Here is a 25,675-nt window from a genome sequence, read left to right as displayed (position 1 = left end):
CCGAAGGCCCTGAATGGGGAAGCCATGAAAAAAGCGTTAAATATCGAGCCTGATGCCGAGAGGGTACAGAACGGCGTACTGGTAAAGCGCGACCATCAGGTGCTACCCGGTCAATTGGTCGAAGCCGGCAATGATCGAGAGATTGTGGCGGCGTGGCTCAAGGAATATCGCGCCAGCCCTCAGACCTTCAGACAGTACCGCAAGGAGGCTGAGCGGCTGCTGTTATGGCTTGAGGGGCAGGGCAGACGCCTTGTGGATATTGATCGACGGGCGCTGGATGAGTTTGAACACTTTCTTGCCGACCCAAGGCCTGCCAGTGACTGGATCGGGCCACCCAGACCCCGGTACAGCGAAGAGTGGCGTCCATTTCGAAAGGGGCTTTCTGCCGCCAGTCGTCGCCAGAGCCTGGTCATCCTGCAGACGCTTTTTGGCTGGCTGATAGAAGCAGGGTGGCTAAGCCGGAATCCGTTTCGATTGATGCGTGACAAGCGTCGGCGGCTGGATAATACGCAGGCAGGGATCGAGCGCTATCTGGAGCGCCCGCTTTGGCAGTGGTGCTGGCAGCGGCTCAACACGCCAGCTCCGGTCGATGCCACACCCAGAAGGCGATACGAGATTGAGCGGCGGCGCTTCATCTTTGCCTTTGCCTATTTGCTGGCTCCTCGGGTGAGTGAAATGAGCCATGCGCGCATGAACGACTTCCAAAAGCGCGAAGGCCATTGGTGGTGGCAGGTCATGGGCAAGGGCAGCAAGCAGGCCAGCATTCCCGTACCGGACGCTGTAATGACGGCCCTGGCGCAGTGGCGTGCCGTGCTGGCGCTGCCGGCCACGCCATCACCGGAGGAAGATACGCCCGTGATCAGGGCGCTGGATGGCAGGCGAGGTGTCGGTGACAACCAGCTCTATCGCATGATCAAAACTGCCTTCGAATCTCTGGCAGCAGAAAAAGAGCAGGGCGTTGAAGGGGAAAGGCATGAAGCGCAGCGCCTTCGTCAGGCGACCCCGCACTGGCTTCGTCACACCGCCATTACCCATCAGGCCCAGCAGGGCGTAGAGCTGCGTTACCTGGCACGCACGGCGCGTCACTCAAGGCTTGAGACAACGGCCCGCTATCTTCACGCTGAAGCACAGGAGTGGCACGGGCAGATCAATCGACACACGCTCGATCTGCCAGACGAAAGCGGAGATGACACGCTATAATGCCCTCCTTTCCCCTATACCAGCACATGGAGCCGGCATGAGTCCGCAAGAGGCGCAGCAGGAATTGATCGAAGAGTTCGACATGTTTGATAACTGGATGGACCGTTATCAATACATCATCGATCTGGGCAAACAACTGCCCGATTTTCCTGATGAATGGAAAAACGACGACACGCGCCTTGACGGTTGCCAGTCCAATGTCTGGGTTCATCCCGAGCGTCAGGACGAAACACTGCATTTTCATGCCATGTCCGATGCCGCCATCGTGTCGGGCCTGATCGCCATATTGCTGCGCATTTACAATGACCGAACGCCGCAGGAAATCCTCGACACACCGCCCGATTTTCTGGCGGCACTGGATCTGGACAAGCATTTGTCACCGACCCGCAGCAATGGGCTGCACGCCATGCTCGAGCGCATTAAAACGACGGCGCACGCTCATGTCTGATACGAATGCGATCCAACCTGCGATTCTCTGGCACGCGGCAGGGCAGGCATGAAGCCGTTCGAGATTTATCAGCACTCTGATGGTCGGCTTGAGGCAGTCAAACAGGGCTGGAACTGGCCGGCCTTTTTCTTTGGTGCGCTCTGGGCACTGTACTGTCGGCTCTGGAAGATTGCCGTACTGACTTTCGTGGGCGTTTTTATAGTGTCGATGGCAGGCGCGCTCGATGAGAGCGGTGTGCTTGATGTAATGGTCAACATTGTATGTCTGGGGCTTTATGTCGCTTTTGGCCTCAATGGCAATCACTGGAAACAGCGCCATCTGGTGGCCAGCGGCTTCCAGTCTGCCGGCACCCTGGAAGCCAAAAGTATCAAGCAGGCCATTGCCGAGCACATTGAGAGACAACAGACTCAAGGCGCCGACAGGGCGTTTCATACCTTTCAGGCCTGATCCCGATGCTCCTGATCAAGCTGTTCATCCGGCCCGGCGTCACGGCCGGATCCTGAATCAGGATGTCTGCAGTGGCGGCATGACGCCCCGGCAGGGGGCACCAGGTCGACGCCACCGGCACAAAACGGATGGCAGCGCAGGATGCGCCTGAGCGCGAGCCACCCGCCGTGAATGGGGCCATGAATCTGAATGGCCTCGATCGCGTAGTTGGAACAGGTTGGCCAGAAGCGGCATCGCGGTCCAATGAGTGGGCTGATGCCATATTGATAGGCACGCACCAGCCCGATCAAAACCCCACGCAGTCCCTTTAACAGCCCACGCTTTAGCTGACGCAGCGCATCAGCTGTTGCCATACAGGGCCTCGGCCGACATCAGGGGTGCCGTATCCACCTGCGCGCCCTTGTCATCAAGGGCCAGATAAAAGCAGGTCCGCCGTCCGGTGTGGCAGGCAGGTCCGGTCTGGTCCACCTTGAGCAGCAGCGTATCGCCATCACAGTCCAGCCACGCCTGATGCAGCATCTGTATCTGCCCCGAAGATTCGCCCTTGCGCCACGGCTTTTGTCTGGAACGTGACCAGTAGCAGACACGCCCTGTCTGCAGCGTCTCTTCAAGCGTCTGGCGCGTCATCCACGCCATCATCAGCACTTCACCACTGTCGAACTGCTGGGCAATGGCGGGTATCAGGCCATCATCATTCCAGCCGGCCGCTTCCAGCAGCGTCTCGATATCTGCCTGATGACCAACGCCTGCCTGCTCGAGCGCCTTATAGGTCGGTGAGGATGCACTCATGTCTTCACGCACTCCATGATGATTGATGACGGATGGTTATCGGCGACGGTAGGTCACGCGCTCGCCAGCCGGGGCGCCGGCAAGCCTTGTACCATCCCAGGCAACGACGCCATTAACGATGGTGGTGTCGATGCTGCCTCGCAGCGCCGTGTTCTCAAAAGGGCTCCAGCCGCACTTGTAGAGCAGTTCATCGCGGGTAACGGTAAAGCGCTTTTCAAGATCCACCAAAACCAGATCCGCCATATAGCCTTCGCGAATAAAGCCACGGTCTGCCAGCTCAAAACGTCGTGCCACGTTATGGCTGGTTTTCTCAACGATGGTGGTCAGCTCAAAGTGGCCGGCGTTGACCTGATCGAGCAGGGAGGAGAGGGCGTGCTGCACCAGCGGCATGCCGGAAGGGGCACTGAAATAAGGGTTGTTCTTTTCTTCCAGCGTATGCGGCGCATGATCAGTGGCCACGATGTCGATTCGCCCGTCGTTGACTGCCTCGCGAATGGCTTGGCGATCGGCCGCGGTCTTGATGGCCGGATTGCACTTGATCCATGACCCCAGCCGCTCGTAGTCCTCATCGCAGAACCACAGGTGGTGCACACAGGCTTCCGCCGTGATCAGCTTGCCCTCCACGGGACCGGGCTCGAACAGCGCCATTTCTTCTGCCGTGGTCAGGTGAAGCACATGCAGGCGAGTGCCGTGCTTGCGCGCCAGATCGATCGCCATGCTGGAGCTTTTATAGCAGGCCTCGCGCGAGCGGATCTCACCATGCAGCGAGAAAGGCACCTGCTCCCCGAAACGCTCGCGCGCCTGGCGCTCGCTTTCCTGAATCATCGGCGTGTCTTCGCAGTGCGTGATCACCGGAATTTTTGCACTGGCAAAGATGTCTTCCAGCGTTTGCGGTGCATCGACCAGCATGTTGCCGGTAGAAGCCCCCATAAAGATCTTGATGCCACAGGTCGCCGACGGATCCAGTGCCTTGATGGCTTCCAGATTGTCGTTGCTGGCCCCGTGATAAAAGGCATAGTTGGCATGTGAGCGCCCGCGCGCCAGTGCGTACTTGCCTTCCAGTGCCTGACTATCCAGCGTCGGGGGTTTGACGTTGGGCATTTCCATATAGGTCGTGATACCACCGGCGACCGCCGCGGCCGATTCCGTGGCCATATCTCCCTTGCTCGTCAGGCCTGGTTCACGAAAATGCACCTGATCATCGATCATGCCGGGGAGCAGATAGCGACCCTGCGCATCGATGACCTTTTTGGCATCGCGTGACAGAGAGGGAGCGATGGCATCAATGCGCCCATCAAGGATGCCGACATCCAGTTCGCAAATGGTGCCTTCATTGACGACGCGGGCATTGACGATCAGCAGATCAAACATGGCATGGGACCTGTGTGATGGAGTAAAACGAAAGTCATGATAAAACCGGACCACCCTCGATCAGGGTGACTGCCGGCATTTCTGACAAACGCCGGAAAGTTCGATGGTCTGGCGCTCAATGACAAACCCGTGGCCGGCCGCCGTCTCTTCCAGACGTGCCATGGTGTCATGATCATGCATTTCTTCGACAAGACCGCAATGACGGCAGATCATGAGCTGAAACCCACGGGCATGATCCGGGCACGGGCAGGCAACATAGGCATTGAGCGATTCGATGCGATGCACCAGTCCCTGTTCGAGCAGAAAATCCAGAGCGCGATACACTGTAGGCGGTCGCGCTGAGGCATGTTCGGTGGAGAGCAGGTCAAGAAGCTCATAAGCCTTGAGACCGCTGGAGTGTGCACTGATGATTTCAAAGATTCGGCGACGGATGGGCGTAAACCGCACGTTATTGTCATGACAACGCGCTTCGGCCATGCGCAGCAGGCTGGATACATCAGGCATTGAATGTTCTCATCGTTGAAAGCGCAGGACAGCATATGAAATATGCGCTTATGGTAACGTCATCGGGCAGGGCTCGCACCTTGAGGCACCCATGAGATGTCACTGACCGGTAAATGGTAAAATCCTGTCCATATTGTATTTAACATAATATATATTATGCGAAGTTATTGTGCATGGTCAGTGCAACCTCATATGGTCGGGCCCATAATGGTTTATATTCACCACATCGAATAATGTTGTGTTGTTTCTCAGGAGATCGTCCCATGAAGTATTCACGTCCGTTGACAGGCTGCTCGACGCTTGCATTGACACTGGCAGCGCTCTGTCTGCCCACACTGGCCTTTGGTGCCTGTCAGGATGTTCGCGACCGGATTGCCCAGAACATTGAATCCAACGGCGTTGAACCCATGGGCTACTCCCTTCAGGTCATCCCAACGGCCGATGCCGATCAGGCGGATGGTCAGATCGTTGGCCACTGTGAAGGCAACCAGTACCAGATTGTCTATCAGCGTCACTATCGCACCAGCAGCGCCGAAACAATAGAAGACACGTCTTCCGACGAAGATGAAATTGATGGTGCTTCCTCGCCAGAAACAGAAAATGTGTCACCCAAGGCATCGGATACCTCACCGGCATCCGTGGAGGCTCCCGAGACATCCTCACCCAACCAGGCCGACAGTGATCCTTCATCAGACAGACGCCGAATCGAGACGTCCGATATGCCGGTCAACCCTGAAAGCTCTGCCCGTTAAGGGCCGTCCACCTTAAAGTGTTGCACCTTCTGAAAAATGAAAAGCCTGCTCATTTGAGCAGGCTTTTTCAGGCCATCAAAGAATGCCAGGGTCAATCAACGCCGTATTTCAGTCATCTGCCGGCGCATAGGAGCCATCTTCGCGGTGCACCTCCCGGCCGGTCAGCGGCGGATTGAACACACAGGCAACGGTCATACCCTTTTCCTTGCCACGCAGCCAGTGTTCATCGTGCTGATCCAGCAGATACATGTCACCGGCCTTGATGGTGTGCTTTTTGCCGTCGGCAATGGTTTCTACCTCGCCTTCGCCCTCATAGCAAAAGACGGCTTCAATATGGTTTTTGTAATGAATGTGGGTTTCCGTGCCCGGGCGGATTCGGGTGATATTAAAGGAAAAGCCACAGTTGTCTTCGGCCAGCATCAGACGCGTGCTGTCCCAGTTGCCGTTTTCGGCTTCAACAAAGCGGTCGGTTTTGCGGCACTCTTCAAGGTTACGAACGATCATCGGTCTATCTGCCTTTTCTGGTCACAATGTTTTCTGGTCACAATGAACAGGGATCACTGTCACGGCGGACGTCATACGCCCGCCAAAGCCACGCTAATGACAGTTATTCGATGAGACTACGAATGCTTCTTTCAAGAATGGTCAGGCCCTGCTCGAGCTCATCATCGGTAATGGTCAGCGGACAGAGACACTTGACGACCTCGCCTGCCTGGCCGCTGGTTTCAATAACAAGACCGCGCTGAAAGGCGCCGTGGGTAATCTCGTCGGCCAGCTCACCGCTTCCGACATCGATGCCGCGCATCATGCCACGCCCACGCTCTTTCGCGGGGTGGCCGGCATCGCTGAGCAGTCCGGCCAGCATTTCGAAGCGCTCGCGAATCACCTCGCCCTTGCGCTGGACATCCTGTTCAAAGGTATCGTCCTTCCAGTAATGACGCAGCGCCTCGGCGGCCGTCACCATGGCCAGCGTGTGGCCCCGGAATGTGCCGTTATACTGACCGGGCGTCCATTTATCGAGATCACGACGCATCATCAGCATCGCAAACGGCAAGCCATAGCCGGACAGGGACTTGGAATTGGTCACCATGTCGGGCTTGATACCGGCATGCTCGAAGCTGAAGAACTTGCCGGTACGACCACAGCCGGCCTGAATGTCATCCACAATCAGCAGGATATCGCGCTGCCTGCAGATCTCGGCCAGCCGTTTGATCCATTCAATGGACGCTGCGTTAATGCCGCCCTCGCCCTGCACCAGCTCAACGATGGCCGCCGCCGGGCGGTCCAGCCCGCTGGATTTGTCATCCAGTGCCTTCTCGACATAGTCGAGCGTGTCCACCCCTTCACCCAGGTAGCCGTCATAAGGCATGAACTGGGCGCCAATGGCCGGCACGCCGAGCGCATCGCGGAACTTGGCATTGCCGGTGGTCGCCAGCGCCCCCATGGTGACGCCATGAAAACCGTTGGTGAACGTCAAAATATTGGAGCGCCCCGTGATACGACGCGCCAGGCGAATGGCGGCTTCAACCGCGTTGGTACCGGTAGGTCCGGGAAGCTGAATCTTGTAGTCCAGACCGCGCGGCTTGAGGATCAGCTCTTCAAGGGTCTGATAGAAATCCTGTTTGCCGTGGGTCCAGAAATCGAGTCCATGGACGATGCCATCGCGCTCGATATAGTCCATCAGTGCCTTTTTCAGCACCGGATTATTATGACCATAGTTCAGGGTGCCGGCACCGGCGAGAAAATCGATGTACTGCGTGCCGTCGGTAGTCCAGAGATGAGCGCCACAGGCGCGGTCAAAAATAATGGGAAAAGAGCGAGAATAAGTGCGAACTTCAGATTCCATCCGTTCAAAATACTGCGTGTCCATTAACAACACTCCTCCGTATCAATAGGGTTGGGTCAGAAACTCAAACTGTCATGCTCAGATTTGCTGCGGATCAAAGGGTCCTATCCGTACCAGATTTTCCGGATCGTGCTCTCCACCAAGCTGTTCTTCAGAAAAATATTCGCGGCTGTTAAGCGGCGCCTGCCAGCGCTGTGCCAGGCGCCTGAAAAGCCCCCATGACGCTTCGTTGTCTGGCGTAATGGTGGTTTCAAGATGGCGTACGCCCGCCTGATGCTCACGCCTGAGGACAGTCTCTACCAGTTTACGGGCAAGCCCTGTGCCTCGGGCCTTTTCGCCGACTGCAACCTGCCATAAAAAGAAGGTATCCGAGGCATTGGTTTTGACATAGCCCGAAACAAAACCAACGATTTCGCCATCACCCAGAGTGGCCACGGCGCAACGGTCACGAAACTGCGTGGCCAGCAGCAGATAGGCGTAAGCGGAATTGACGTCCAGCGGCGGGCAGGCCTTGATCAGTTCATAGATGCCCCAGCCATCATCCGTCCCGGGTGGGCGAATCAAAATGGGGGACTCCCCTTCAATGATCATCTCGGCCAGATCGGGATGAGAGATATCGCTTGCCGCCGTCGTTGTTTGATTGGTTGGTATCATCGATATTTCGCAGTTGGCGAATTAGACACGCATAATAACAATAACTTATAGAACCATCAAATCCTGTTGTTATGACTTGCCGGCAGATCCATAACCCTTCTTTATGGAAAAGGGGCAATTTTCTCTGCAACCAGAGCCTTCAGGACCAGATCTTAAAGCCGGTCATCTCGGTTAACTATAGACAAGAAAAAGCCGCCTGCAGGCGGCTTTTTGGCTCATGTTGCTGGTCAGGCATTACGTTCTTGTGACACTGCGCAAAGTGACAAACTCTTCGGCGCTGGTGGGATGCACCCCAATGGTGACATCAAAGTCACGCTTGGTCAGTCGGGCACGTACGGCAATGGCCAGCCCCTGAATCAACTCACCGGCCTCTTCACCCACCATATGGGCACCCAGCACACGATCGGTATTGTCATCGACCACCAGCTTCATCAGGCAGCGTTCATCACTGCCCGAAAGCGTGTGGCGCATGGGCTTGAAGTTCGTGGTGTAGACACGAATGCTGTCATGTCGTTCTCTGGCCTGCTCTTCGGTCAAACCTACCGTACCCATATTGGGATGACAGAACACGGCGGTCGCCACGCTGTCGTAATCAATGGGGTCGGCACTGCCGCTGCCATAGTGGAGCTCGACCAGGCGCATGGCCTCTTCAAGCGCCACAGGCGTGAGTTCGGGGCCTTCGATAATATCGCCCAGGGCCAGAATCGACGACACGGAAGTCTGATAGCGATCATCGATTTTCAGCTTGCCATCAAACTCACGCTCGACATCGACATTTTCAAGGCCCAGACCCTCAAAGCGCGGACGGCGTCCGGTGGCGCCCAGGATGGCATCCACTTCCAGCGTTTCACCGTTGCTGAGTTCCACGTCGTAGACCTCATCGCGCTTTTCAACACGGGTGATCGTGGATTCGAAATGCAGGTTCACGCCCTTTTTCATCATCTCGTCACGGATGAAGTCACGCAGTTCGTTATCGAACCCGCGCAGAAAAAGCGGGCCTCGATATGCCAGATGAGTTTCTGCACCCAATCCATTGAAAATGCTGGCAAACTCGACGGCGATATAACCACCGCCCATCACGAGAAATCGCTTGGGAAATGCCGGCAGATCGAAAATCTGATCGGAAGACAGCACATGCTCACGCCCTTCAAATTCCGGCATCCAGGGCGTGCCACCGGTCGCGATCAGAATTTTTTCAGCGCTGACATGACGGCCGTTAATGGCCACCGTATGCTCATCAACGATTTCGGCACGTCCCTGGATCAGTTTAACACCTGAATTGGTCAGCAGCTTTTCGTAGATGCCGTTAAGGCGCGAGATTTCAGCCTTTTTGTTGTCCCGAAGCCTTGACCATTCAAAACGCGGGGCGCTATCGAAGTGCCAGCCAAATCCCTGACTGTCTTCAAAGGCATCCTGGAAATGAGCGGCATAGGAATACAGCTTTTTGGGAACGCAGCCTACGTTGACGCAGGTGCCGCCCAGGTATCGATCCTCGGCGATGGCTACCCGGACGCCCTTGCCGGCTGCGGTGCGAGCAGCCCTGACGCCACCTGATCCTGCACCGATGACAAAAAGATCGACATCATATTGCGACACGTTTGTTGCTCCAGCTGAAAAATATTTGAAACGAAGGCGCTTCCGTTGGAATCCTGCCCTGGGAATAATGGTCATGATGCTATCACATGAGCGTGCGCCATAGCCGTTCCGGCGTGTTTACCATTCTCTATGCTGTTCATTGAAAAGGCCGTAAAAAACGATGTGTGACCACAAGAATTGTCAGGATATCTCGCAGCTTCTCGAGCAGAATCGACTCTGGGCCGATCAGATGGTTGAAAACGACCCTGACTTTTTCAAGCGTCTGTCCGACCAGCAAAATCCCGATTTTTTGTGGATAGGCTGCTCTGATAGCCGCGTGCCTGCCAATCAGATCATCAATCTTCCGCCGGGTGAGGTTTTCGTTCATCGTAACGTCGCCAACGTGCTGCATCACAACGATATGAACGCCCTTTCCGTCATTCAATTTGCCGTTGATGTCCTCAAGGTCAAGCACATCATGATCGTGGGTCACTATGGCTGTGGTGGTATCAAGGCTGCAGTTACCGGCGGGGACAACGGTATTGTTGATTATTGGCTCAACACCGTTCGCAACCTGTATCACCAGCACCAGAAAAGCCTGGCGCATCTGTCACAGGATGAGCAGATCGATCGCATGTGCGAAATCAATGTCAGAGCGCAGGTTTCCAACCTCTGTCAGACCAAGATTTTGCAGCGGGCCTGGGAGCGCGAGCAGAATGTCTCGGTACACGGCTGGTGTTACAGCCTGGAAAATGGTCTGGTCAAGGATCTTGATTGCACGGTAACCACATTTGATGAGGCCGAAGCCTTCCGGCTGTCCTGCTGACGGGATAACCGCCCTATCGAATTGCCTAGACAGACGTCACATCAATAAACACGACAACGCTTGACCTGCCCTTGGCTCTCGGTGATAACGGAACCTCACCGTTTGCGGGTAGAAAGAGTCAACATGTCGGGAATGATCTACAAGGCCAGCTTTCGCGCGCCGCGCGGGCTGGCCAATCCTCATATTCAGACTCTGCTGCCCCTGCTCCTGCCTCGCAGCAAACTCTGTTTTGAGACAGAGCTTTTAACACTGCCCGATAACGATATCGTGGAGCTCAGCTGGGCTCAGCCCTCTCCCGCTGATGCACGAGCGCCCATCATGGTGCTGTTTCACGGACTGGAAGGCTCGGTCGATTCCCCTTATGCCCGAATGCTCATGCGAACGGCGGCTGATATGGGCTGGCGTGCGGTATTGATGCATTTTCGTGGCTGCGGGCATGTGCCCAACCGTCATGTGCGAAGCTACCACGCGGGGGAAACGGCCGACGCCTACTGGATGCTTTCTCAGCTTACCCGGCGTTATCCCAACGCATTGAAGGTTGCCGTGGGCGTGTCACTGGGAGCCAATGTGTTGCTCAAGCTGGCTGCAGAACAGGGTGGTGACGGGCTGGATCTGGCCGGCGCCATAGCGATCAGCCCACCGCTGGATCTGGCCGCTTCAGCGGATGCCATCAATATAGGCTTCGCCCGCTGCTATCAGCGCCACATTCTGAAATCCATGAAGCGCAAGATGATGCGTCATGTCGACGATGGCCGCCTGGGTCGCCTTGACCGTCAGCAGCTCAGGCAACTCGATACCTTTTGGGCCTTCGACAATGAAATCACGGCGCCACTACACGGTTTTGGGTCCGCCACGGATTATTATCAACGAGCTTCCTCGGGGCTCATGCTGCATCGCATCGAACTCCCAACCCTGATATTGCATGCAGCAGACGATCCCCTCATGCCCAGGAGTCTGCTGGACCGGCTGCCGGTACCGTCAAGAAGTGTGCGTATCGAGATGGCCGAACATGGCGGACACGTTGGCTTTATAGAATATCGTCAGGGGCTGCTGCGACCGTGGCTTGCCAGACGGGTGGCGCAGCAGCTTGAAAGCTGGCGTTTTGTACCCGGTCGACAACTGCAGACCCGGCCGCTGGGGCGCAATCAGCCACAGGATTGAAGCGCCCCGAACGCCCGGTAAACCAGCCTCAGATCGGGCAGCTGACACCGGTCCCCTTGAGGCCGCAGTACCCCATGGGATTTTTGCTTAGATACTGCTGGTGATACTCCTCGGCATAGTAAAAGGCTTCGAGAGACTCGATTTGAGTGGTGATGTCTCCCTTGCCGCCCTCTTTTAGCGCCTGCTGATACTCTCCAAGGCTTTTGCGCGCCTCTTCACGCTGATGTTCATTGCGTACCAGGATAACGGAGCGGTATTCATTGCCAATATCGTTGCCCTGCCGCATGCCCTGGGTCGGGTCATGGGCTTCCCAGAATACCTTGAGCAGTTCAGCCAGGCTGATCTCTGACGGATTGAACACGACTCGAACAACCTCGGCATGCCCGGTCTTGCCGGTGCAGACCTCGTCATAGGTCGGATTAGGCGTGTAACCACCGGCATAGCCGACTGCCGTTGCCCATACTCCGGGCAACTGCCAGAACAGACGCTCTGCGCCCCAGAAACAGCCCAGCCCCAGAATGATGTCTTCAAAACCCTCGGGCGGTGGCGCTGCAATGTCACGGTCATTGACGTGATGGACGCCGCTGATGGTCATGGGCGTATCACGGCCAGCCAATGCTTCTTCTGCACTGGGCATACGCGTTCTGTCGTATCCGAACATGGTGCCTCCTTAACGGGTCTTGAAACAGACGAGTTTCAAAACAGGATAAACGTTAACAGGCTACAGGTTATCGGGGCTGACGGGGCAAAACACAAGCCCCCTCACCCCCTGAACGGTTTTTCCCTGTCAATATGCTCTCTCGGGCGTGCGTCCCAGACTGAAGGTATAGATTAGATCCACGGCCTGATTGGCTCCCGAGACAGCCTGAAGATACAGGTTCTGAATCAACCGGTAGCGCAGGGTCAATTCAGCAATCGAGGAGAAAAGCCCTACGCCATAGCTGACCTGAAAATCATCAAAGAGATAGCCGCTGACCACCACCTGACTTTCATCGCCGCTGCCGGACGTATCCAGTGACAGATCATCGATACCGAAGCTTTCGCCCAGCTGTCCAATGGCCTTGCCACTTCTGGACAGCGACAGCCCGATCAGGGCCGAGGTCAGCATGCCATCGCTGTCGCCATCAGCATCCGGGGCACGACCGCGCAGCAGATAGGAGAGCGCTCGCGATTCGTTCATGGCAGGCTCGGAGAACACATCAAGCTCCGGCTGATCGGCAGGACCGGTCACCTGCAGCCCGGCGGTCACATTATCGGCCGTGCTATCGGGGTTACGGATGGCATCAATATTGAGATACGGCTGGCCCGGTGGGCCGCTGAACAACACCTGACCGCGGCGAATGATCAAATCCTGACCGAAGGCCTGAAAGCGACCATCCTTGAGCGCAACATCTCCAAACAGCTGGAGCTGATTGGCGCTCTGGCGAACATTGAGACGCCCCTGCACATTGGCGTTCAGGCCATAGGCTTCCAGCTGAACATCGTTGCCCACAATAATATTGACGCCAACATTGACCTCCATGCCGGCCGCTTCGAGATCCTGAGTGTTGGCCCAGGCCAGCTGACGCTCGATGTCGTTGCTCGCCTCTATTTTTGCCTGACGTTGCTGGCGGTCCTCGTACTCCTGTTGAGTCACGATGACTTCATCGGATGAAGGCTTGACGGCCGAGGCCGGAATCTGGCCAACCTCAAGGCGCGCCCAGGGAATGCGAACATCCCCACTGATGTCCAGACGCTTTGGATTGGCGGCCACCTGGATATCGGGTGCTACCCGCAGACGACCGAACTCCGGCATGCGAATTTCCAGCGGTGAATTGCCGCCGCTGAGTGCCATGTTGGCCTGCCAGTTTTCGGTGGTCGGCCAATTGGCATTGCCGTCAAGACCCCAGCGAGCGTCACCCACCTGTAGATAGCCCTCCAGAGTCCCGCGATCGCCCTGAAAGGCCATGGCCATGCGCGCATCGTCCAGACTGACCGGCAGTTGAGGACCGCGCGCACGCACATCGCTGAGCACCATGTTGCCATTCAGGCGCGGTTCGACCAGTGTCCCTGAAAGGGAGACATCGCCATTGAGCTGGCCGGCCAGTTCATTCAGCGCGGCGACCAGAGGCGTATAGGGTGATAGCGTGACACCATTGACCACCAGTCTGCCCGAAAGCGTTCGACGACCGAGCGGGTCACCCACATCAGCATTGAGACGCAGGCTGCCGGCATCGCGCAGATTCAGGTTCAATTGGGCCTGCGCCCTGTCAGGCGTGGCCTCGGCATTCATGCGAACGCCCAGATGCGGCAATGAGAAAGGCTGGCCCTGGGCATTCTGGCCGCGGACATCAACCTCGCTTTTCAGATCGGTGCCGACATTCCATCGGCGTCCCGCCTGTGACCACTGGGCGTTAATGTCGCCTTCAAGCCCGCCGCCCAGACGCCACTGGGGGGGAAGGTAATCGTTGGCCAGCGCCAGATCGATATCCGATAGGCGCAGAGCTGCGCGACCGCTGTCAGCACTGGCCTGAAGTGTATCGACCGAACACAACCGACCGCCCTGACGTCTGGAAAGACAAAATGGTGAGGCCGTCACACTGGACTGCTTCAACAGTGCCGTAAACTTCAGCGGCCCCTCAAGGGCAATATCCCCACCCTGAGGTGCGCTGACTTCCAGCGGCGTGATCGTTCCTGTGTAGCGCTGCGCCGGTTGATCAAGGCTGCCATCAAGCACCATGCGTGCTCGACTGACAGGCAGGCCGTCGCCACCGTCCACATCCAGCGTCAATCGATGCTGTTTCAGTGTCCCTTTCAGGGTGGTAGCCACCTGACGAATCTGCTGACCGGCAGCACTGATGCTACTGGCATCAAGATCCACATCAAAACTTGGGTTATCAAGCCCCTGTGCTTTGGCTGTCAGGCGAAGTGCACCGATGCGGTTCTCCTGATAACGAAGTCCCTGCCCTTTCAGGTCAACATTGCCATTGGGATTGTCCAGCGTCCCTCTGAGCCTGATCTGACCGCTGGCGCTACCGTCCAGATCCGGCAGGATCGTGCCCAGAGCCGGTGCCGAAATGTCAGCATCCAATGACAGCTGCTTGTCGATATCCCCTTTGGCCGAAACGCGATTGTTGCCCTGTCGCAAATCCAGCTGATCGATGTGCCACTGCATGTCGCTATTGCCATTCAAACGGCCTTTCAGGGACAGCGCGCGTTTTTGCAGGGTGCCATCGATGGCAAGCTCGGGAACATCGACACGCCATTGATCGCCCTGCTGCTGGAACCCGGCACGCAGCGTGCCATTGAGGCGCCCGGTCACGGCACTGGTCAGGTTCTCCAGGGGCAGATTGCTCATGTTCAGCGATGACGCGACATCCAGAGAAGGCGACCATGTCGCCGTGCCTCTGGCTTCCAGTTTTCCGTTCCCGGTGGTCACGGTCAGGGGCGCCCAGCTGAAATGCGAGATATCACCGTCGCCCTTGAGGAGAATATCCAGCGGCGCGATATTCGGTCCTTCCACATGGCTGCCCAGTGCCAGCTGGTAGCCTTCGAGCGAGCCTTCGGCGTCAAGGTTGATATCGCGGGCACGCCAGGGCGCTACCCCGGGAATATCTTCGAGCGGCCAGCGCACCTGTGGACTGGAAAGATTGAGTCTGAATGGCAGCTCGGGAGCCAGCACATCGGCATGGGCATTCAGCGCAGCAACAATGGGTCCGGCAGCCTTGATATCAAGATTTAGATCGGAGAGTGCGCCATGGGCACCAACGTCAATATGCTCCCCCTGAACAGGGGCCTGCAGCGCCTCGGCACGCATTGACAGCGTCAGCGGATAGTCGCCGCTGAGCGTGGCCTGTGCGCTCATGGCAAGACGTGCGATGGACGAATCAAGCGTCAGCTGGCGTAGCTCAACGTCCGAGTCTTTCGTATGTACCGATAGCGCCAGCTGATGAACGATCAGTGGCGTTTCTCCATCAAGCCTTAGCCGATTGATGGCGACATCTTCAGCATCGATATCCAGTGGCAACATGATCTCGGGCATGACGATGCGATCCTGAGCGTCCGTCTGTCCGATGACCTCTGCCAAAGGGTTGGCCAGCGGTTTCTGACCAAGCTCGGCCAGCATTTCAAGCACAGTGGGCGGCTCGGGATTGGCGACATTCAGGGCACCGTCAACGGCGTTGGAAGACAGGGCAAAGGTGGCATCATTGTCCAGCAATACAGGCGGTGCCGACGCTGCGATTGACTCGGCAGCCGCAATGGCCGGCGCGATCACCATATCCGGGCGTACCACACGTCGGGCGGTGCGCACGTCAACGCTTGAATCAAGAAGATCCGGCTGATCAAGCCCCGGCGGGGACGGAAGCATCACTCGGGTATCTTCCAGCCTCGTTTCACCCAGCGTCAGGTGGCTGCCTTCAAGCATGGCGCTACTGTGAAAGTGGCCCAGTTCGACATGGGTGCCATTGGCCAGACTCAGATGAATATCATCCAGACGCAGATCACGCAGCTCTACAGGCAGCGGCGTGCTGATACGCTTCATGGTTGACTCATCGTCCGTGGTCTCGGGCGTGGCGGCGTCACCACTGCGCAATACGACATCAACGCCGCTGACCTGCAGCTGATCCAGGCACAGTCGACCACGCAGCAGGCAGTCACTGCTCCAGTGCAGTGCAAATTGATCAACATTCAGTCGAATTGCCGGCAGGTCCAGATGCAATCCCTGAATCGTGAAGTCATCCAGCAGCGCCCCTTCCGCGTGGTCATAAGTCATGAAACCGCGTGACTGCGCCTGCTCAAGCAGTTTGGCGGTGCCCCATGGTGACAGGGCTACCCCTGCCACCATGAGCACGAGCGCAATCAGCGTCACCACTATCCAGAGGACAGCGCGAGGCAATAACATCAAAATTCCGGGCCGATGCCGAAGTGCAGACGCCAAGAGTCCTCCTCACTATCAAAGGGATGGGCGATATCCAGACGAACCGGCCCAACAGGTGAAATCCATCGCACGCCTACGCCTGCGCTTGTCTTGAGCTCATCCGGCCACCATTCACTGAAGGCGTTGCCGGCATCCACGAAGGTGGCACCCCACCAGTTTTTGGCCACCTGGCGCTGATACTCCAGAGACCCGACCAGCAGGTGCTTGCCGCCCAGAAGATCACCATCGCTGTTTTCAGGTGCAATGGTTTCGTACTCATAGCCACGCACGCTGCTGTCGCCACCGGTGAAAAAGCGTAGTGAAGGCGGCACCTGGCTGAAGTCATCCGTACTGGTGGCCCCGACCGTGGCGCGACCGACAAAACGGTTATTCTCTCCAAGGCTTCGGATCCACTGACTATCCAGACGGGTACGCAGGAAATTGGCGTCCGAGCCCCACGCATTGTTTGACCCTTCCACCAGAATGTCCTGTCGGTCTCCCCACATGGGAAAGCGGGTATTGTCGGTGCGCGTGCGAGACCAGCTCATGCCGGGAATGAACAGCAACACCTTGTCTTCTTCATCCCCCTGGGTGAAGTCCTCGTACGTGGTACGCAGATAGGCATTTTGTATCCAGTCGTTCTCGAAACGCCATTCCCGACCAAACGCCACCGAGCTCTCAAAACTGCGGGTATCGCTTTCGGTGCGATCAGTATTTTTGAAGCCGTAGCGCATGTAGTAGTTATCACGCGCCGGGTTGGCCAGCGGTACATTGTATTCGCCGGTGAGCGTCTGTTCGGGGCCTGACAGGACCAGATCATTATTGAGGCTGTCTCCCCGATCATTGAGCCATGGCATGTTCCAACCGAAGTTGATTCGCGGTCCTACGTCCGTGGAGTAGCCGATACCGGTTTCAAACTTGTGGCGGTCTTCCGGGGTGACGTTGATATCGATGGGCACGGTGGCCTGCTGCGGCCTTTCCTGAGCGTCGATATCGTCCTGGAAGTTTTGACGCTTGCCGTCAGGGCCTTCCACGCTCACATCCGGTGATGAGGTCACCATTGGTGAAGCGCTTTTGCGCGCGCGCTCATCCAGCCGGGGCCGAACGCTGATGCTTCTAAACCAGCCTGAATCGCCAAGACGCTGGCTGTAACGGGCAACATCGGTGGCCAGATATCGATCATTGGGATCAAAGGGCGCCATTTTGCGCAGCCGCTCTTCACGAATCTGGCTGCCGGTGACAAAGATGTCACCAAAGCGATAACGCTCCCCGCTTTCAAATATCAGCGATATATAAGCGGCATGTTCCCATGGATGAACTTCGATACGGCTCTGTCGATAGCGGGCATCGAAATAGCCCCGCTCAAGTGCCAGTGCCGTCAACCGAGACTTGAGCGTATCGTAAGGGGTATGCAGAAGGCGTTCACCTTCCATGCCTGTCAGTGGGCTGGCCTGAAGTGCCTGCTGAAAGGGCTCGTCATCTTCTGCCGCGCCCTCAACGCGAACCACGACGGAACGCACACGCACAGGCGCGCCGTGATCAACATCGACAGTCACCTGTTCACGATTTTGAAAGCTGACCGCAATGTCAGGCTCATAGTAACCGAAGGGTTTCAGGGCATCCTGCACCCGTTGTGTCACCTCGGCGCTATAGCTTTGCGTGTCGGCATTTTCAGGAATGTTCAGGGACTGGAGGTAGTTGCGAATATTGGTCGCAAGCTCTCCTCGCACTCCCTTGACGTCTGCATCAATGGCCAATGCAGTAGAGGACTGACAGACGCTGGCCATCACAAGCGTCAGCAGCAGCACTCTGCGGGTTGGCGTGCCGGCGTTCATGCGGTGACGACAAAAGAATCGCATAACGTTCAGGATCTTCCTTGATGATATGAATCACACCGTATGCCTACGGCGCTGGCGGCACCCTTCAAGGATTCAAAAGATCCTGAAGCGACTCCTGGGCGGCATGCAGACTTGTCTGACTCTGTTGAAGCCGTTCACCCTGAGCAGCCAGTTCATCGACGCGCGACTTGATCGAGGCCAGTGTCTTTTCCTGATCATCCACACTGGCGGCAAGCGTCTGCAATTGTTGACGACTGTCCTGCATGGCCTGCAACCGCTCCGACTGCTCGGCGTTAGTATTATCTACATCCTTGAAACGTGCATCATAAGTGCTTTTAAGACCTTCGATAACAGCATCAAGCGAATCCATGGATTGCTGTAACGACACCAGTGTTTGCTGACGTAATGCGTCGGACTTTTCCAGCTGACTTAGCCGCGCCTTTTGATCATCATCGCCGGCCTGTTGCTCAACACGCGTCTGCAACTTTTCAAGCTGCAGACGCTGATTTTGCTGTTCCCCTCGAATGCCATCAAGAATGTGATCAAGGTTTGTCGACATTTCCTGACGACTGGCTGCAACGTTTTGCGTCTTTTCCGTCAGCTCTGACATCCTGTCAGACCAGTACTGGCGGTCCTGATAATACTGCACGCCCATGGCCACCACCGCGGCAACAAGCAACAGTAAAAGCACATAGACAGGCCATGGAGAGGACCTGCGCGAACCACCTCGAGCATGAGGAGGCCGTGGTTCTGTACGGGTTGAATACGCAGCGTTGCGATCAGCGCCTATGACGGGCTCTTCATGATCTTTTGGCGGCATGAAAATCTCGAGAAATGTAGCAGTCGGAAATATAACCTGACCCTTTCGGCCAGGTCATGACACTGCATGCATGCTACGATGCATGGCCTGTGAAAAGCCAGTACAGGCTATCCGGCAGACAGGTACAAACGGCAATACCAGGGGCTCCCTGGCCAGAATGGAACGTTGATCATGCCCCTTGAACTTCCCTCTTTGCCCTATGCAACGGATGCATTGGCACCCGTGATTTCCGAACATAACCTGCGCATGCACCACGAAGGTGTTCATGCAGGCTATTTGAAGCGCCTGAATACGCTGCTTGAAGGCGATGACCAGCCCAAACGCTCACTTGAAAACATTATGGGCACCGGCCGGGGTGAGGCTCAGGCCTGCGCCTGCCAGGCATGGAACCATACCTTTTTCTGGCAGTGCCTGACGCCCTGGTACCATCCTCCCGGTCAAGCCATTGAGAAGGCGCTTTCGGCACAATGGGAAAGCCTTGAAGGTTTTCAGGAAGCCTTTATGGCCAGTGCCATGGCCCACTTCATGGGCGGCTGGACATGGCTGGTGTATACCCCTCAGGGGCGGCTGGATATTCATAATGCAGTGGATGCGAGTTCCCCACTGCTCAAAGGCGTTACGCCCCTGCTGGCCATCGACATGTGGGAACATGCCTGGTACGTCGATTTTGGAAGCGATCGACGCAAATATCTTCAAAAACTCTGGGATATTATTAACTGGCCGTTCGTTGAGCAGTGCCTCGAAGACGCCATCGCCACCGCACAAGGCAGGCGCAATCAGCTACACGCCTGAGTTTTACCGGAATTTTGGCAACAAAAAAACGGGCTGGCCCGATATGAATGAAAACATATCGAACCAGCCCGCCTTTAGAGCATCAGCGGTCGTCGTCTGCTGCTCTTTCCTGCGGATTGGCACTGCGTCCGATACCGCGGTAACAGAACCCGTGTTGCGCCACGAAGGCCGGATCGTAAATATTACGGCCGTCCAGAATCAACGGTGTTGTCATGAGAGTCGACAAACGACGCCAATCCGGATTCCAGTACTCTTTCCACTCGGTCACCAGCAATAGCGCATCAACATTTTCACAGGCTGACTGTGCCGTACCTGCCAGTGTTAGAAGCGGATGCTGACCGTAATAGTTCTCGATGGCGGGCAGTGCGGCCGGATCGTGAAGTCTGACATGCACGCCCTGCGCCCATAGAGCGTCCAGCAGACGAAGTACCGGTGCATGTGCGATACGTGCGGTGCCCGGCTTGAAGGCCGCCCCCCAGATCGCCACCGTACGCCCTTTCAGGTTGCCATCGTAATACTGCCAGAGCTTTCGGAAGAGCTCTTCCTGCTTCTGCTCATTGACCTGTACGACCTGCTCAAGCAGACCATTATGCTGCCCCTCGCGGGCACGAATGCTCGACAGGCGATAAAGGTTACGAGCAAAGCTCGGGCCACCAAAGCCACACCCCGGATAGAGATATTCGCGACCGATACGGCGATCAGACCCCATCGCCTGACGCACCAGCTCGATATCCACATCCAGACTGTCTGCCAGGCTTGCCAGCTCATTCATGTAGCTGACACGAGTCGCCAGCATGCCAATGACGGCAAGCTTGGTCAGCTCGGCTGCGCGCCGTGGCATCAGGCGAACGTTATTCTCACGCCGGTTGAAGGCACGCAGAAGCTCACCGATCTGGCGAGTGGCCCAGTCATCCTCACTGCCCATGATCCAGCTGTCGGGACGCGTAAAGGTGGCCATGGCACGGCCCTCTTCAAGCATGTCCGGCAAGGCAACGGCAACCTGACGCTCCTTGCGAAGCAGGGTTTCAAGAATTTCCGTATGGCCGATCGGAAACGTACTGTTGTTGACCAGTACAAAATCATGCGGCTCGCGTCCCAGCGTCTGCTCAACCCACTGGTCAGCGTCATTGCGCTGATCTGCCGAAACAGCCAGCCAGTAGACGCTGGCACTGGGCAGGGACTTGGAGCTTTCACACAGCGTTAAGGAGCCATTGTCGATGCTCTGTGACAGCTGGTGATAAAGCCCTGGCTCATTTCTGATCCAGTCTGTCTCGGCCAGAACATTCCATGGCTGAGCAGGATGCGGCCACCAGTATACTTGGTGGCCCACCATTGAAAGTGCAGCGGCTGCTGTTGCTGCACTCAGTTCGCTTCCATGCACTACCACCTGCATGATTATGCCTCGCTTTGATAGCGCTTCAGCAGCTCACGGAATCCTTCACCGTACTTGGGATGACGGCGTGCAAACGACAGTGTCGCTTCCAGATAACCAAGCTGATGACCGCAGTCGAAAGTTTCGCCTTCCATACGATAGGCAGCAACATCCTGCTTGCTGCGCAAGGTATCGATGGCGTCGGTCAGCTGAATTTCATTACCTGCACCAGGACGCGTTTCGGCCAGCACCGGGAAGATGCTTCCGGGCAGCAGATAACGACCAATAACAGCCAGTGTAGAAGGCTCTGTGCCCGTTTCAGGCTTTTCTACCATGCCCGTAATTTTTTCGCTCTTGCCGGCTTCAGGTGTCTCGCCTTCAAGGGCTACGATACCGTACTTATAGGCGACTTCAGCCGGAACATTCTGAACCATGATCTGAGCGGCACCTGTCTGATCATGAGCATCAATCATGCCACCCAGATCATTGCGCGTCATGCCTTCATCATCGACCAGAACGTCCGGAAGCATCACGGCAAACGGTTCATCATCACCAATGATCGGGCGAGCGCAGAGAATGGCATGACCAAGCCCCAGCGCTTCCGGCTGACGTACGCTGATGATGGAAACATCATCAGGGATAATATTGCGAAGTTCTTCAAGAAGCTCTTTCTTGCCTTTCGCTTCAAGCTGGTGCTCAAGTTCGAAATGCTTGTCGAAATGGTTTTCGATGGCTGATTTCGAAGAGTGAGTTACCAGTACGATTTCCTTGATGCCGGCCTTGACGGCTTCCTGAACGACATACTGGATGACCGGCTTGTCGACAATGGTGATCATTTCCTTGGGGATTGCCTTGGAGGCAGGAAGACAACGCGTACCAAAACCGGCAACAGGCAATACAGCTTTACGAATCATTCATTTTCCCTTTCTATCAAATAACATAAATATATGGGCTTATGGCACGGTGATGCCTGCCATGACAGTATCGTGATCGATAAGCGGCTCAAAATCTTGCCTGAACAGGCGAATCTCGCGACGATACTCGGTAATCGGCTTATAACCCCATAAAATACCGAAGCTTTGCTTCTATATCCTTGGCAAAATGTTTCTTTTTGTACAAATCCACCTACATTTATTTTTACCTATAGGTAGATAACGGTATAAATATATTAAAATGTACATCCATTCAGGTTGATGCAGATAGACAAGCTTTCTGAACTGACTTCATCATCCGCGTCATCAATCAATTCTACTACAAGGGCTACAGATCATGATGCATAAGCTCATGACACTGGTTGAGCTCAAACAGTCATGACACTTTTACTGCATCGGGCGATTAACAACAGGTCTGACTGTTTCCTCTTGCAAGCGGTTCCCTTCATGGCCGACATGATCATCGTGTAGTGACCTCTCAATGCAAAACGCTTGTTCAAGGACAAAATTGGCCCTCTTGAACTCTGCAACGGCAAGAATATGAGCATCATGTGAAAACCGTATTGGTTCATGATTCTCGCAGACCCTATACAATACAGACCAATATAAAAGATGGCACAGGCTGCCCTATTCCTACAGGAGCTCATTGATGAGCGAGAAACAGTATTCCAATGTTGATCCGGGTGAAATTGCCAAGTTCGATGATCTTGCCAGTCGCTGGTGGGATCGTGAAGGTGAGTGCAAGCCGCTTCATGACATCAATCCATTGCGCCTTGATTATATTGATCAACGTGCAGGCCTGACCGGCCATCGTGTCATTGATGTCGGCTGTGGCGGCGGTATTCTGAGCGAAGCCATGGCGCATCGTGGCGCCGAAGTCACCGGGATCGATCTGGGCGAAGCCCCCCTCGCCGTTGCCCGCCTTCATCAACAGGAAAGCGGTGTTGAGGTGGATTATCAGTGCATCAGCGCCGAGGACATGGCAGCCAGCCAGCCGGGCAGTTTCGATGTCGTGGTCTGCTTTGAAATGCTTGAGCATGTCCCGGATCCGGGCAGCGTTATTAAAGCCTGTGCTCGCATGGCCAAACCCGGTGGCCATGTCTTTTTTTCCACCATCAACCGCAACCCGAAGTCATGGGCAATGGCCATCGTTGGTGCCGAATATGTCCTGAATCTTCTGCCTCGGGGCACTCACAGCTTTCAGCGCTTTATCCGCCCTTCCGAGCTGGCCCGCTGGGCACGCCAGGCAGACCTTGAAGTGCGCGATATTACAGGCATGATCTATAACCCCTTTACTCGCCACTACCGGCTCTCCAACAAGGATCTGGACGTCAACTACTTCATGCATACCCGTGTGCCACATTCATGAGTGGTTTGTCCGATATTCCGCAGGCCGTTTTGTTCGATCTGGATGGTACTCTGGTCGATACAGCGCCGGATCTTGCTCGTGCCACCAATGCGCTTAGAAAGGCGCACGGGCTATCGCCTCTGCCCTATGCAGACATTCGACGGGAAGTTTCACACGGTGGAAGCGCGCTGGTAATACTGGCGCTGGGCCTGGAAAAGAAGGTTGCTGGACATGATGAGGCGCGAACGCTCTTACTTGAGAGCTACGGTGAAAACGTGGCTGAAGAGAGCTGCCTTTTTGAAGGCTTTTCAGAGCTCCTTGAGCATTATCGCCGCACAGGTCGTGCGTGGGGAATCATTACCAACAAGCCCAGAGAATACGCCGTACCATTGCTCAAGGCGCTGAATATAACGCCGGATGTCCTGTTGTGCGCTGATGACCTTCCGGTCAAAAAACCGGATCCTGCCCCGCTTCTTGAAGCAGCAAGACGCCTTGGCATTGATCCGCACAGGTGCTGGTATATCGGTGACCATCTACGTGACATTCAGGCGGCCAACAACGCCGGCATGACGGCCATTGCAGTGACATATGGCTACCTTCGCGAGGAAGACAACCCCAACGACTGGCCTGCCAGTCAGTTTTTTGAAACACCAGAAGCACTTTGCAGGGTACTGCTACAGCAGGATTCGAGCGAGACAATGAGCCTTTAGGCCACGATATTGGCCAATGACAAGCAGCGGGCATTTCGCCTTTAACGAAGTGCCCGCGAATTCAGACCGGTAATATCAGCCGCTGGTTTTTTGCATGAACTCGCGTGCAAGGCCTGCTGCATCACTATCGGAATGCTCGCTGATCACTTTTTTCAACATGCTCTGACTTTCAGCACCCTTCCCCTGACGCGCATAAACAAGACCCAGCTTATACATTGCATCAGGAACCTTGTTGCTTTGAGGGTAGTCACTAATGACCTTGCCAAAGGCCGTTGATGACTTGTCCAGCTGTGACTTGGCGGAATAAAGCTCACCCAGCCAATACCAGGCATTTCCGTTTAAACCGGATTGCGGATAGTCACGATTAAAGGTTTCAAAGGCAGAAATGGCCTGATCAAACTCGCGCTTTTGTACATGCGAAAAGGCAGCCTGATAAGCGCTTTGGGCATCGCTGGAAGACGACGCCGTACCTGATGGCGAAGGAGACTGACTTCCACCCGAAGCGGCCTGGGTTATCGGGTCGCTGTCAGCGGCCGAACCGGTATCATCACCGCTGGAACCACTGGTGCTTCCCTGTGAATTGCTCAAGCGCTCATCGAGATCCAGATAGCGTTGCTGAGAAAGCTTTGTCTGTTGCTCGAGCTGATGGCGAAGCTCTTCAATCTGACCGCGTAGCTGATTGATATCCTGCTCCTGGCTCTGCAAACGATTAAATATTTGCAGATTGCCCGAACCGGAATCCGTGGACGCCTGATTATAAAAAGAGCCGGTTTGTGCGGATGCCCAAACGGACAGCGGGAGCACAAGGGCTCCCGCGCCGCACAGTCGAATAAGACTGTGTTTCATTGCTTACTCCGGGATCAGTAGTCGATTACGACGCGACGATCCTGAGAATAGGCCTGGTCAGAGTTGCCGGAAGCAGCACGACGCTCTTCACCGTAGCTGACAACTTCAATCTGCGAAGCAGGCACGCCCTGGATGGTCAGGTACTGACGTACGGCATTGGCACGACGCTCGCCAAGACCCAGGTTGTACTCACGAGTACCGCGCGGATCAGTGTGGCCTTCCAGTACGATATTGGTGCTGGAATTACGCTGCAGGTACTGAGCATGCTGGTTCAGCATGGATTCGTACTGCGGGCGAATGCTGTCACTGTCGAAATCGAAGTAGACGCGATTTTCACTCGGCATTTGTGCCTGCTGGCCGCTGTTTTGGCCGGTAGCACCAGAGCTGCTGTTCATGCCCTGAGTGGAAGAACCGCTGTTCATGCCACCATTCTGCTGATCGCCATCCTGTGTACCGCCGCCGCTGGAACAACCAGCAACAACAGCCAGAGAGAGTGCGGCAGCCAGAGTTTTGGCGTAGGAAGAAAACTGCATGATGATCTCCTTGC

At 55.8% G+C, this 25,675-nt stretch carries 25 protein-coding genes; 9 read left to right on the top strand and 16 right to left on the bottom strand.

Features of this window, described 5'->3' with window-relative positions:
• Nucleotides 1-24 precede the first annotated feature (24 nt).
• From ACUN8C_RS08095 to ACUN8C_RS08085, 3 genes are read left to right on the top strand one after another with little or no spacing between them, the layout of a single operon-like run.
• The gene (locus ACUN8C_RS08095) at nt 25-1,200 is read left to right on the top strand and encodes a tyrosine-type recombinase/integrase (protein WP_445621703.1); all 1,176 of its coding nucleotides are present in this window, start codon (nt 25-27) and stop codon (nt 1,198-1,200) included.
• 37 nt (nt 1,201-1,237) lie between these two features.
• On the top strand, nt 1,238-1,648 hold the full coding sequence (locus ACUN8C_RS08090) for a SufE family protein (RefSeq protein ID WP_445621702.1): 411 nt from the start codon (nt 1,238-1,240) through the stop codon (nt 1,646-1,648).
• Nucleotides 1,649-1,696: 48 nt separating this feature from the next.
• Entirely contained in the window at nt 1,697-2,095 is a 399-nt protein-coding gene (locus ACUN8C_RS08085; protein WP_445621701.1) for a DUF2628 domain-containing protein, read from the top strand.
• Here ACUN8C_RS08085 and yidD read toward each other — a convergent pair.
• From yidD to ACUN8C_RS08065, 4 genes are read right to left on the bottom strand one after another with little or no spacing between them, the layout of a single operon-like run.
• Nucleotides 2,086-2,448 (bottom strand): membrane protein insertion efficiency factor YidD, encoded by a 363-nt coding sequence (gene yidD / locus ACUN8C_RS08080; protein ID WP_445621700.1) that lies wholly within the window; start codon nt 2,446-2,448, stop codon nt 2,086-2,088. The genes ACUN8C_RS08085 and yidD overlap by 10 nt on opposite strands.
• Nucleotides 2,435-2,884: a phosphoribosyl-AMP cyclohydrolase gene (gene hisI / locus ACUN8C_RS08075; protein ID WP_445621699.1), complete on the bottom strand. Its 450-nt coding sequence runs from the start codon at nt 2,882-2,884 to the stop codon at nt 2,435-2,437. The genes yidD and hisI overlap by 14 nt, the downstream gene beginning before the upstream one ends.
• Before the next feature lie 36 nt (nt 2,885-2,920).
• A complete protein-coding gene (locus ACUN8C_RS08070) occupies nt 2,921-4,255 on the bottom strand; it encodes a dihydroorotase (protein ID WP_445621698.1) in 1,335 nt (444 codons plus the stop codon).
• A 60-nt stretch (nt 4,256-4,315) separates the two neighbouring features.
• Entirely contained in the window at nt 4,316-4,759 is a 444-nt protein-coding gene (locus ACUN8C_RS08065) for a Fur family transcriptional regulator (RefSeq protein ID WP_445621697.1), read from the bottom strand.
• A 263-nt stretch (nt 4,760-5,022) separates the two neighbouring features.
• On the opposite strand from ACUN8C_RS08065, the gene ACUN8C_RS08060 reads away from it, so the two are divergent.
• Nucleotides 5,023-5,511, top strand: coding sequence for a DUF1161 domain-containing protein (locus tag ACUN8C_RS08060; RefSeq protein WP_445621696.1), 489 nt, complete (start codon nt 5,023-5,025; stop codon nt 5,509-5,511).
• Nucleotides 5,512-5,619: 108 nt separating this feature from the next.
• On the opposite strand, the gene ACUN8C_RS08055 is transcribed toward ACUN8C_RS08060, so the two are convergent.
• The 4 genes from ACUN8C_RS08055 to gorA all read right to left on the bottom strand — a co-directional run bounded on the left by ACUN8C_RS08055 (nt 5,620) and on the right by gorA (nt 9,607).
• Complete coding sequence (locus ACUN8C_RS08055; RefSeq protein ID WP_108843568.1) at nt 5,620-6,015, bottom strand: ectoine synthase; 396 nt, start codon at nt 6,013-6,015, stop codon at nt 5,620-5,622.
• Between the two features lie 103 nt (nt 6,016-6,118).
• Nucleotides 6,119-7,381 (bottom strand): diaminobutyrate--2-oxoglutarate transaminase, encoded by a 1,263-nt coding sequence (gene ectB, locus ACUN8C_RS08050; protein ID WP_445621695.1) that lies wholly within the window; start codon nt 7,379-7,381, stop codon nt 6,119-6,121.
• Between the two features lie 54 nt (nt 7,382-7,435).
• Nucleotides 7,436-7,948 (bottom strand): diaminobutyrate acetyltransferase, encoded by a 513-nt coding sequence (gene ectA, locus ACUN8C_RS08045; protein ID WP_445621841.1) that lies wholly within the window; start codon nt 7,946-7,948, stop codon nt 7,436-7,438.
• A 297-nt stretch (nt 7,949-8,245) separates the two neighbouring features.
• Nucleotides 8,246-9,607 carry a glutathione-disulfide reductase gene (gene gorA / locus ACUN8C_RS08040; RefSeq protein WP_445621694.1) on the bottom strand — a complete coding sequence of 454 codons (1,362 nt, stop codon included), beginning with the start codon at nt 9,605-9,607 and terminating at the stop codon, nt 8,246-8,248.
• A 160-nt stretch (nt 9,608-9,767) separates the two neighbouring features.
• On the opposite strand from gorA, the gene can reads away from it, so the two are divergent.
• Both can and ACUN8C_RS08030 read left to right on the top strand, forming a co-directional pair.
• Nucleotides 9,768-10,412 (top strand): carbonate dehydratase, encoded by a 645-nt coding sequence (gene can, locus ACUN8C_RS08035; protein WP_108843572.1) that lies wholly within the window; start codon nt 9,768-9,770, stop codon nt 10,410-10,412.
• 123 nt (nt 10,413-10,535) lie between these two features.
• Nucleotides 10,536-11,573 carry a hydrolase gene (locus tag ACUN8C_RS08030; protein WP_445621693.1) on the top strand — a complete coding sequence of 346 codons (1,038 nt, stop codon included), beginning with the start codon at nt 10,536-10,538 and terminating at the stop codon, nt 11,571-11,573.
• A gap of 28 nt (nt 11,574-11,601) precedes the next feature.
• On the opposite strand, the gene msrA is transcribed toward ACUN8C_RS08030, so the two are convergent.
• The 4 genes from msrA to ACUN8C_RS08010 form a co-directional block, all read right to left on the bottom strand.
• Nucleotides 11,602-12,234 carry a peptide-methionine (S)-S-oxide reductase MsrA gene (gene msrA, locus ACUN8C_RS08025; protein WP_445621692.1) on the bottom strand — a complete coding sequence of 211 codons (633 nt, stop codon included), beginning with the start codon at nt 12,232-12,234 and terminating at the stop codon, nt 11,602-11,604.
• A gap of 126 nt (nt 12,235-12,360) precedes the next feature.
• Complete coding sequence (gene tamB / locus ACUN8C_RS08020; protein WP_445621691.1) at nt 12,361-16,455, bottom strand: autotransporter assembly complex protein TamB; 4,095 nt, start codon at nt 16,453-16,455, stop codon at nt 12,361-12,363.
• Nucleotides 16,455-18,329, bottom strand: a complete 1,875-nt coding sequence (gene tamA / locus ACUN8C_RS08015) for an autotransporter assembly complex protein TamA (protein WP_445621690.1) — start codon at nt 18,327-18,329, stop codon at nt 16,455-16,457. The genes tamB and tamA overlap by 1 nt, the downstream gene beginning before the upstream one ends.
• A gap of 64 nt (nt 18,330-18,393) precedes the next feature.
• Entirely contained in the window at nt 18,394-18,999 is a 606-nt protein-coding gene (locus tag ACUN8C_RS08010) for a hypothetical protein (protein WP_445621689.1), read from the bottom strand.
• Between the two features lie 300 nt (nt 19,000-19,299).
• Between ACUN8C_RS08010 and ACUN8C_RS08005 the strand changes: the two genes are divergently transcribed.
• Nucleotides 19,300-19,920, top strand: a complete 621-nt coding sequence (locus ACUN8C_RS08005) for a superoxide dismutase (protein WP_445621688.1) — start codon at nt 19,300-19,302, stop codon at nt 19,918-19,920.
• Between the two features lie 82 nt (nt 19,921-20,002).
• On the opposite strand, the gene ACUN8C_RS08000 is transcribed toward ACUN8C_RS08005, so the two are convergent.
• Both ACUN8C_RS08000 and galU read right to left on the bottom strand, forming a co-directional pair.
• On the bottom strand, nt 20,003-21,313 hold the full coding sequence (locus ACUN8C_RS08000) for a nucleotide sugar dehydrogenase (protein WP_445621687.1): 1,311 nt from the start codon (nt 21,311-21,313) through the stop codon (nt 20,003-20,005).
• A 2-nt stretch (nt 21,314-21,315) separates the two neighbouring features.
• A complete protein-coding gene (galU, locus tag ACUN8C_RS07995) occupies nt 21,316-22,206 on the bottom strand; it encodes a UTP--glucose-1-phosphate uridylyltransferase GalU (protein ID WP_108843579.1) in 891 nt (296 codons plus the stop codon).
• Between the two features lie 667 nt (nt 22,207-22,873).
• Between galU and ubiG the strand changes: the two genes are divergently transcribed.
• Both ubiG and ACUN8C_RS07985 read left to right on the top strand, forming a co-directional pair.
• Nucleotides 22,874-23,593, top strand: coding sequence for a bifunctional 2-polyprenyl-6-hydroxyphenol methylase/3-demethylubiquinol 3-O-methyltransferase UbiG (gene ubiG, locus ACUN8C_RS07990; protein WP_445621686.1), 720 nt, complete (start codon nt 22,874-22,876; stop codon nt 23,591-23,593).
• A complete protein-coding gene (locus tag ACUN8C_RS07985) occupies nt 23,590-24,282 on the top strand; it encodes an HAD-IA family hydrolase (RefSeq protein ID WP_445621685.1) in 693 nt (230 codons plus the stop codon). The genes ubiG and ACUN8C_RS07985 overlap by 4 nt, the downstream gene beginning before the upstream one ends.
• Before the next feature lie 75 nt (nt 24,283-24,357).
• Here ACUN8C_RS07985 and ybgF read toward each other — a convergent pair whose 3' ends face one another.
• Nucleotides 24,358-25,086: a tol-pal system protein YbgF gene (gene ybgF, locus ACUN8C_RS07980; protein WP_445621684.1), complete on the bottom strand. Its 729-nt coding sequence runs from the start codon at nt 25,084-25,086 to the stop codon at nt 24,358-24,360.
• 56 nt (nt 25,087-25,142) lie between these two features.
• Entirely contained in the window at nt 25,143-25,661 is a 519-nt protein-coding gene (gene pal, locus ACUN8C_RS07975; RefSeq protein ID WP_108843969.1) for a peptidoglycan-associated lipoprotein Pal, read from the bottom strand.
• Nucleotides 25,662-25,675: the final 14 nt, after the last annotated feature.

It is taken from the genome of Kushneria sp. Sum13 (assembly GCF_052692355.1).
This window is presented reverse-complemented; position numbering and strand designations above follow the sequence as displayed.

Bases quoted from the DNA above. Each gene is read 5' to 3' on its own strand.
- ACUN8C_RS08095 (WP_445621703.1), top strand. From the start codon at position 25: ATGAAAAAAGCGTTAAATATCGAGCCTGATGCCGAGAGGGTACAGAAC.
- ACUN8C_RS08090 (WP_445621702.1), top strand. From the start codon at position 1,238: ATGAGTCCGCAAGAGGCGCAGCAGGAATTGATCGAAGAGTTCGACATG.
- ACUN8C_RS08085 (WP_445621701.1), top strand. From the start codon at position 1,697: ATGAAGCCGTTCGAGATTTATCAGCACTCTGATGGTCGGCTTGAGGCA.
- yidD (WP_445621700.1), bottom strand. From the start codon at position 2,448: ATGGCAACAGCTGATGCGCTGCGTCAGCTAAAGCGTGGGCTGTTAAAG.
- hisI (WP_445621699.1), bottom strand. From the start codon at position 2,884: ATGAGTGCATCCTCACCGACCTATAAGGCGCTCGAGCAGGCAGGCGTT.
- ACUN8C_RS08070 (WP_445621698.1), bottom strand. From the start codon at position 4,255: ATGTTTGATCTGCTGATCGTCAATGCCCGCGTCGTCAATGAAGGCACC.
- ACUN8C_RS08065 (WP_445621697.1), bottom strand. From the start codon at position 4,759: ATGCCTGATGTATCCAGCCTGCTGCGCATGGCCGAAGCGCGTTGTCAT.
- ACUN8C_RS08060 (WP_445621696.1), top strand. From the start codon at position 5,023: ATGAAGTATTCACGTCCGTTGACAGGCTGCTCGACGCTTGCATTGACA.
- ACUN8C_RS08055 (WP_108843568.1), bottom strand. From the start codon at position 6,015: ATGATCGTTCGTAACCTTGAAGAGTGCCGCAAAACCGACCGCTTTGTT.
- ectB (WP_445621695.1), bottom strand. From the start codon at position 7,381: ATGGACACGCAGTATTTTGAACGGATGGAATCTGAAGTTCGCACTTAT.
- ectA (WP_445621841.1), bottom strand. From the start codon at position 7,948: ATGATCATTGAAGGGGAGTCCCCCATTTTGATTCGCCCACCCGGGACG.
- can (WP_108843572.1), top strand. From the start codon at position 9,768: ATGTGTGACCACAAGAATTGTCAGGATATCTCGCAGCTTCTCGAGCAG.
- ACUN8C_RS08030 (WP_445621693.1), top strand. From the start codon at position 10,536: ATGTCGGGAATGATCTACAAGGCCAGCTTTCGCGCGCCGCGCGGGCTG.
- msrA (WP_445621692.1), bottom strand. From the start codon at position 12,234: ATGTTCGGATACGACAGAACGCGTATGCCCAGTGCAGAAGAAGCATTG.
- tamB (WP_445621691.1), bottom strand. From the start codon at position 16,455: ATGTTATTGCCTCGCGCTGTCCTCTGGATAGTGGTGACGCTGATTGCG.
- tamA (WP_445621690.1), bottom strand. From the start codon at position 18,329: ATGCGATTCTTTTGTCGTCACCGCATGAACGCCGGCACGCCAACCCGC.
- ACUN8C_RS08005 (WP_445621688.1), top strand. From the start codon at position 19,300: ATGCCCCTTGAACTTCCCTCTTTGCCCTATGCAACGGATGCATTGGCA.
- ACUN8C_RS08000 (WP_445621687.1), bottom strand. From the start codon at position 21,313: ATGCAGGTGGTAGTGCATGGAAGCGAACTGAGTGCAGCAACAGCAGCC.
- galU (WP_108843579.1), bottom strand. From the start codon at position 22,206: ATGATTCGTAAAGCTGTATTGCCTGTTGCCGGTTTTGGTACGCGTTGT.
- ubiG (WP_445621686.1), top strand. From the start codon at position 22,874: ATGAGCGAGAAACAGTATTCCAATGTTGATCCGGGTGAAATTGCCAAG.
- ACUN8C_RS07985 (WP_445621685.1), top strand. From the start codon at position 23,590: ATGAGTGGTTTGTCCGATATTCCGCAGGCCGTTTTGTTCGATCTGGAT.
- pal (WP_108843969.1), bottom strand. From the start codon at position 25,661: ATGCAGTTTTCTTCCTACGCCAAAACTCTGGCTGCCGCACTCTCTCTG.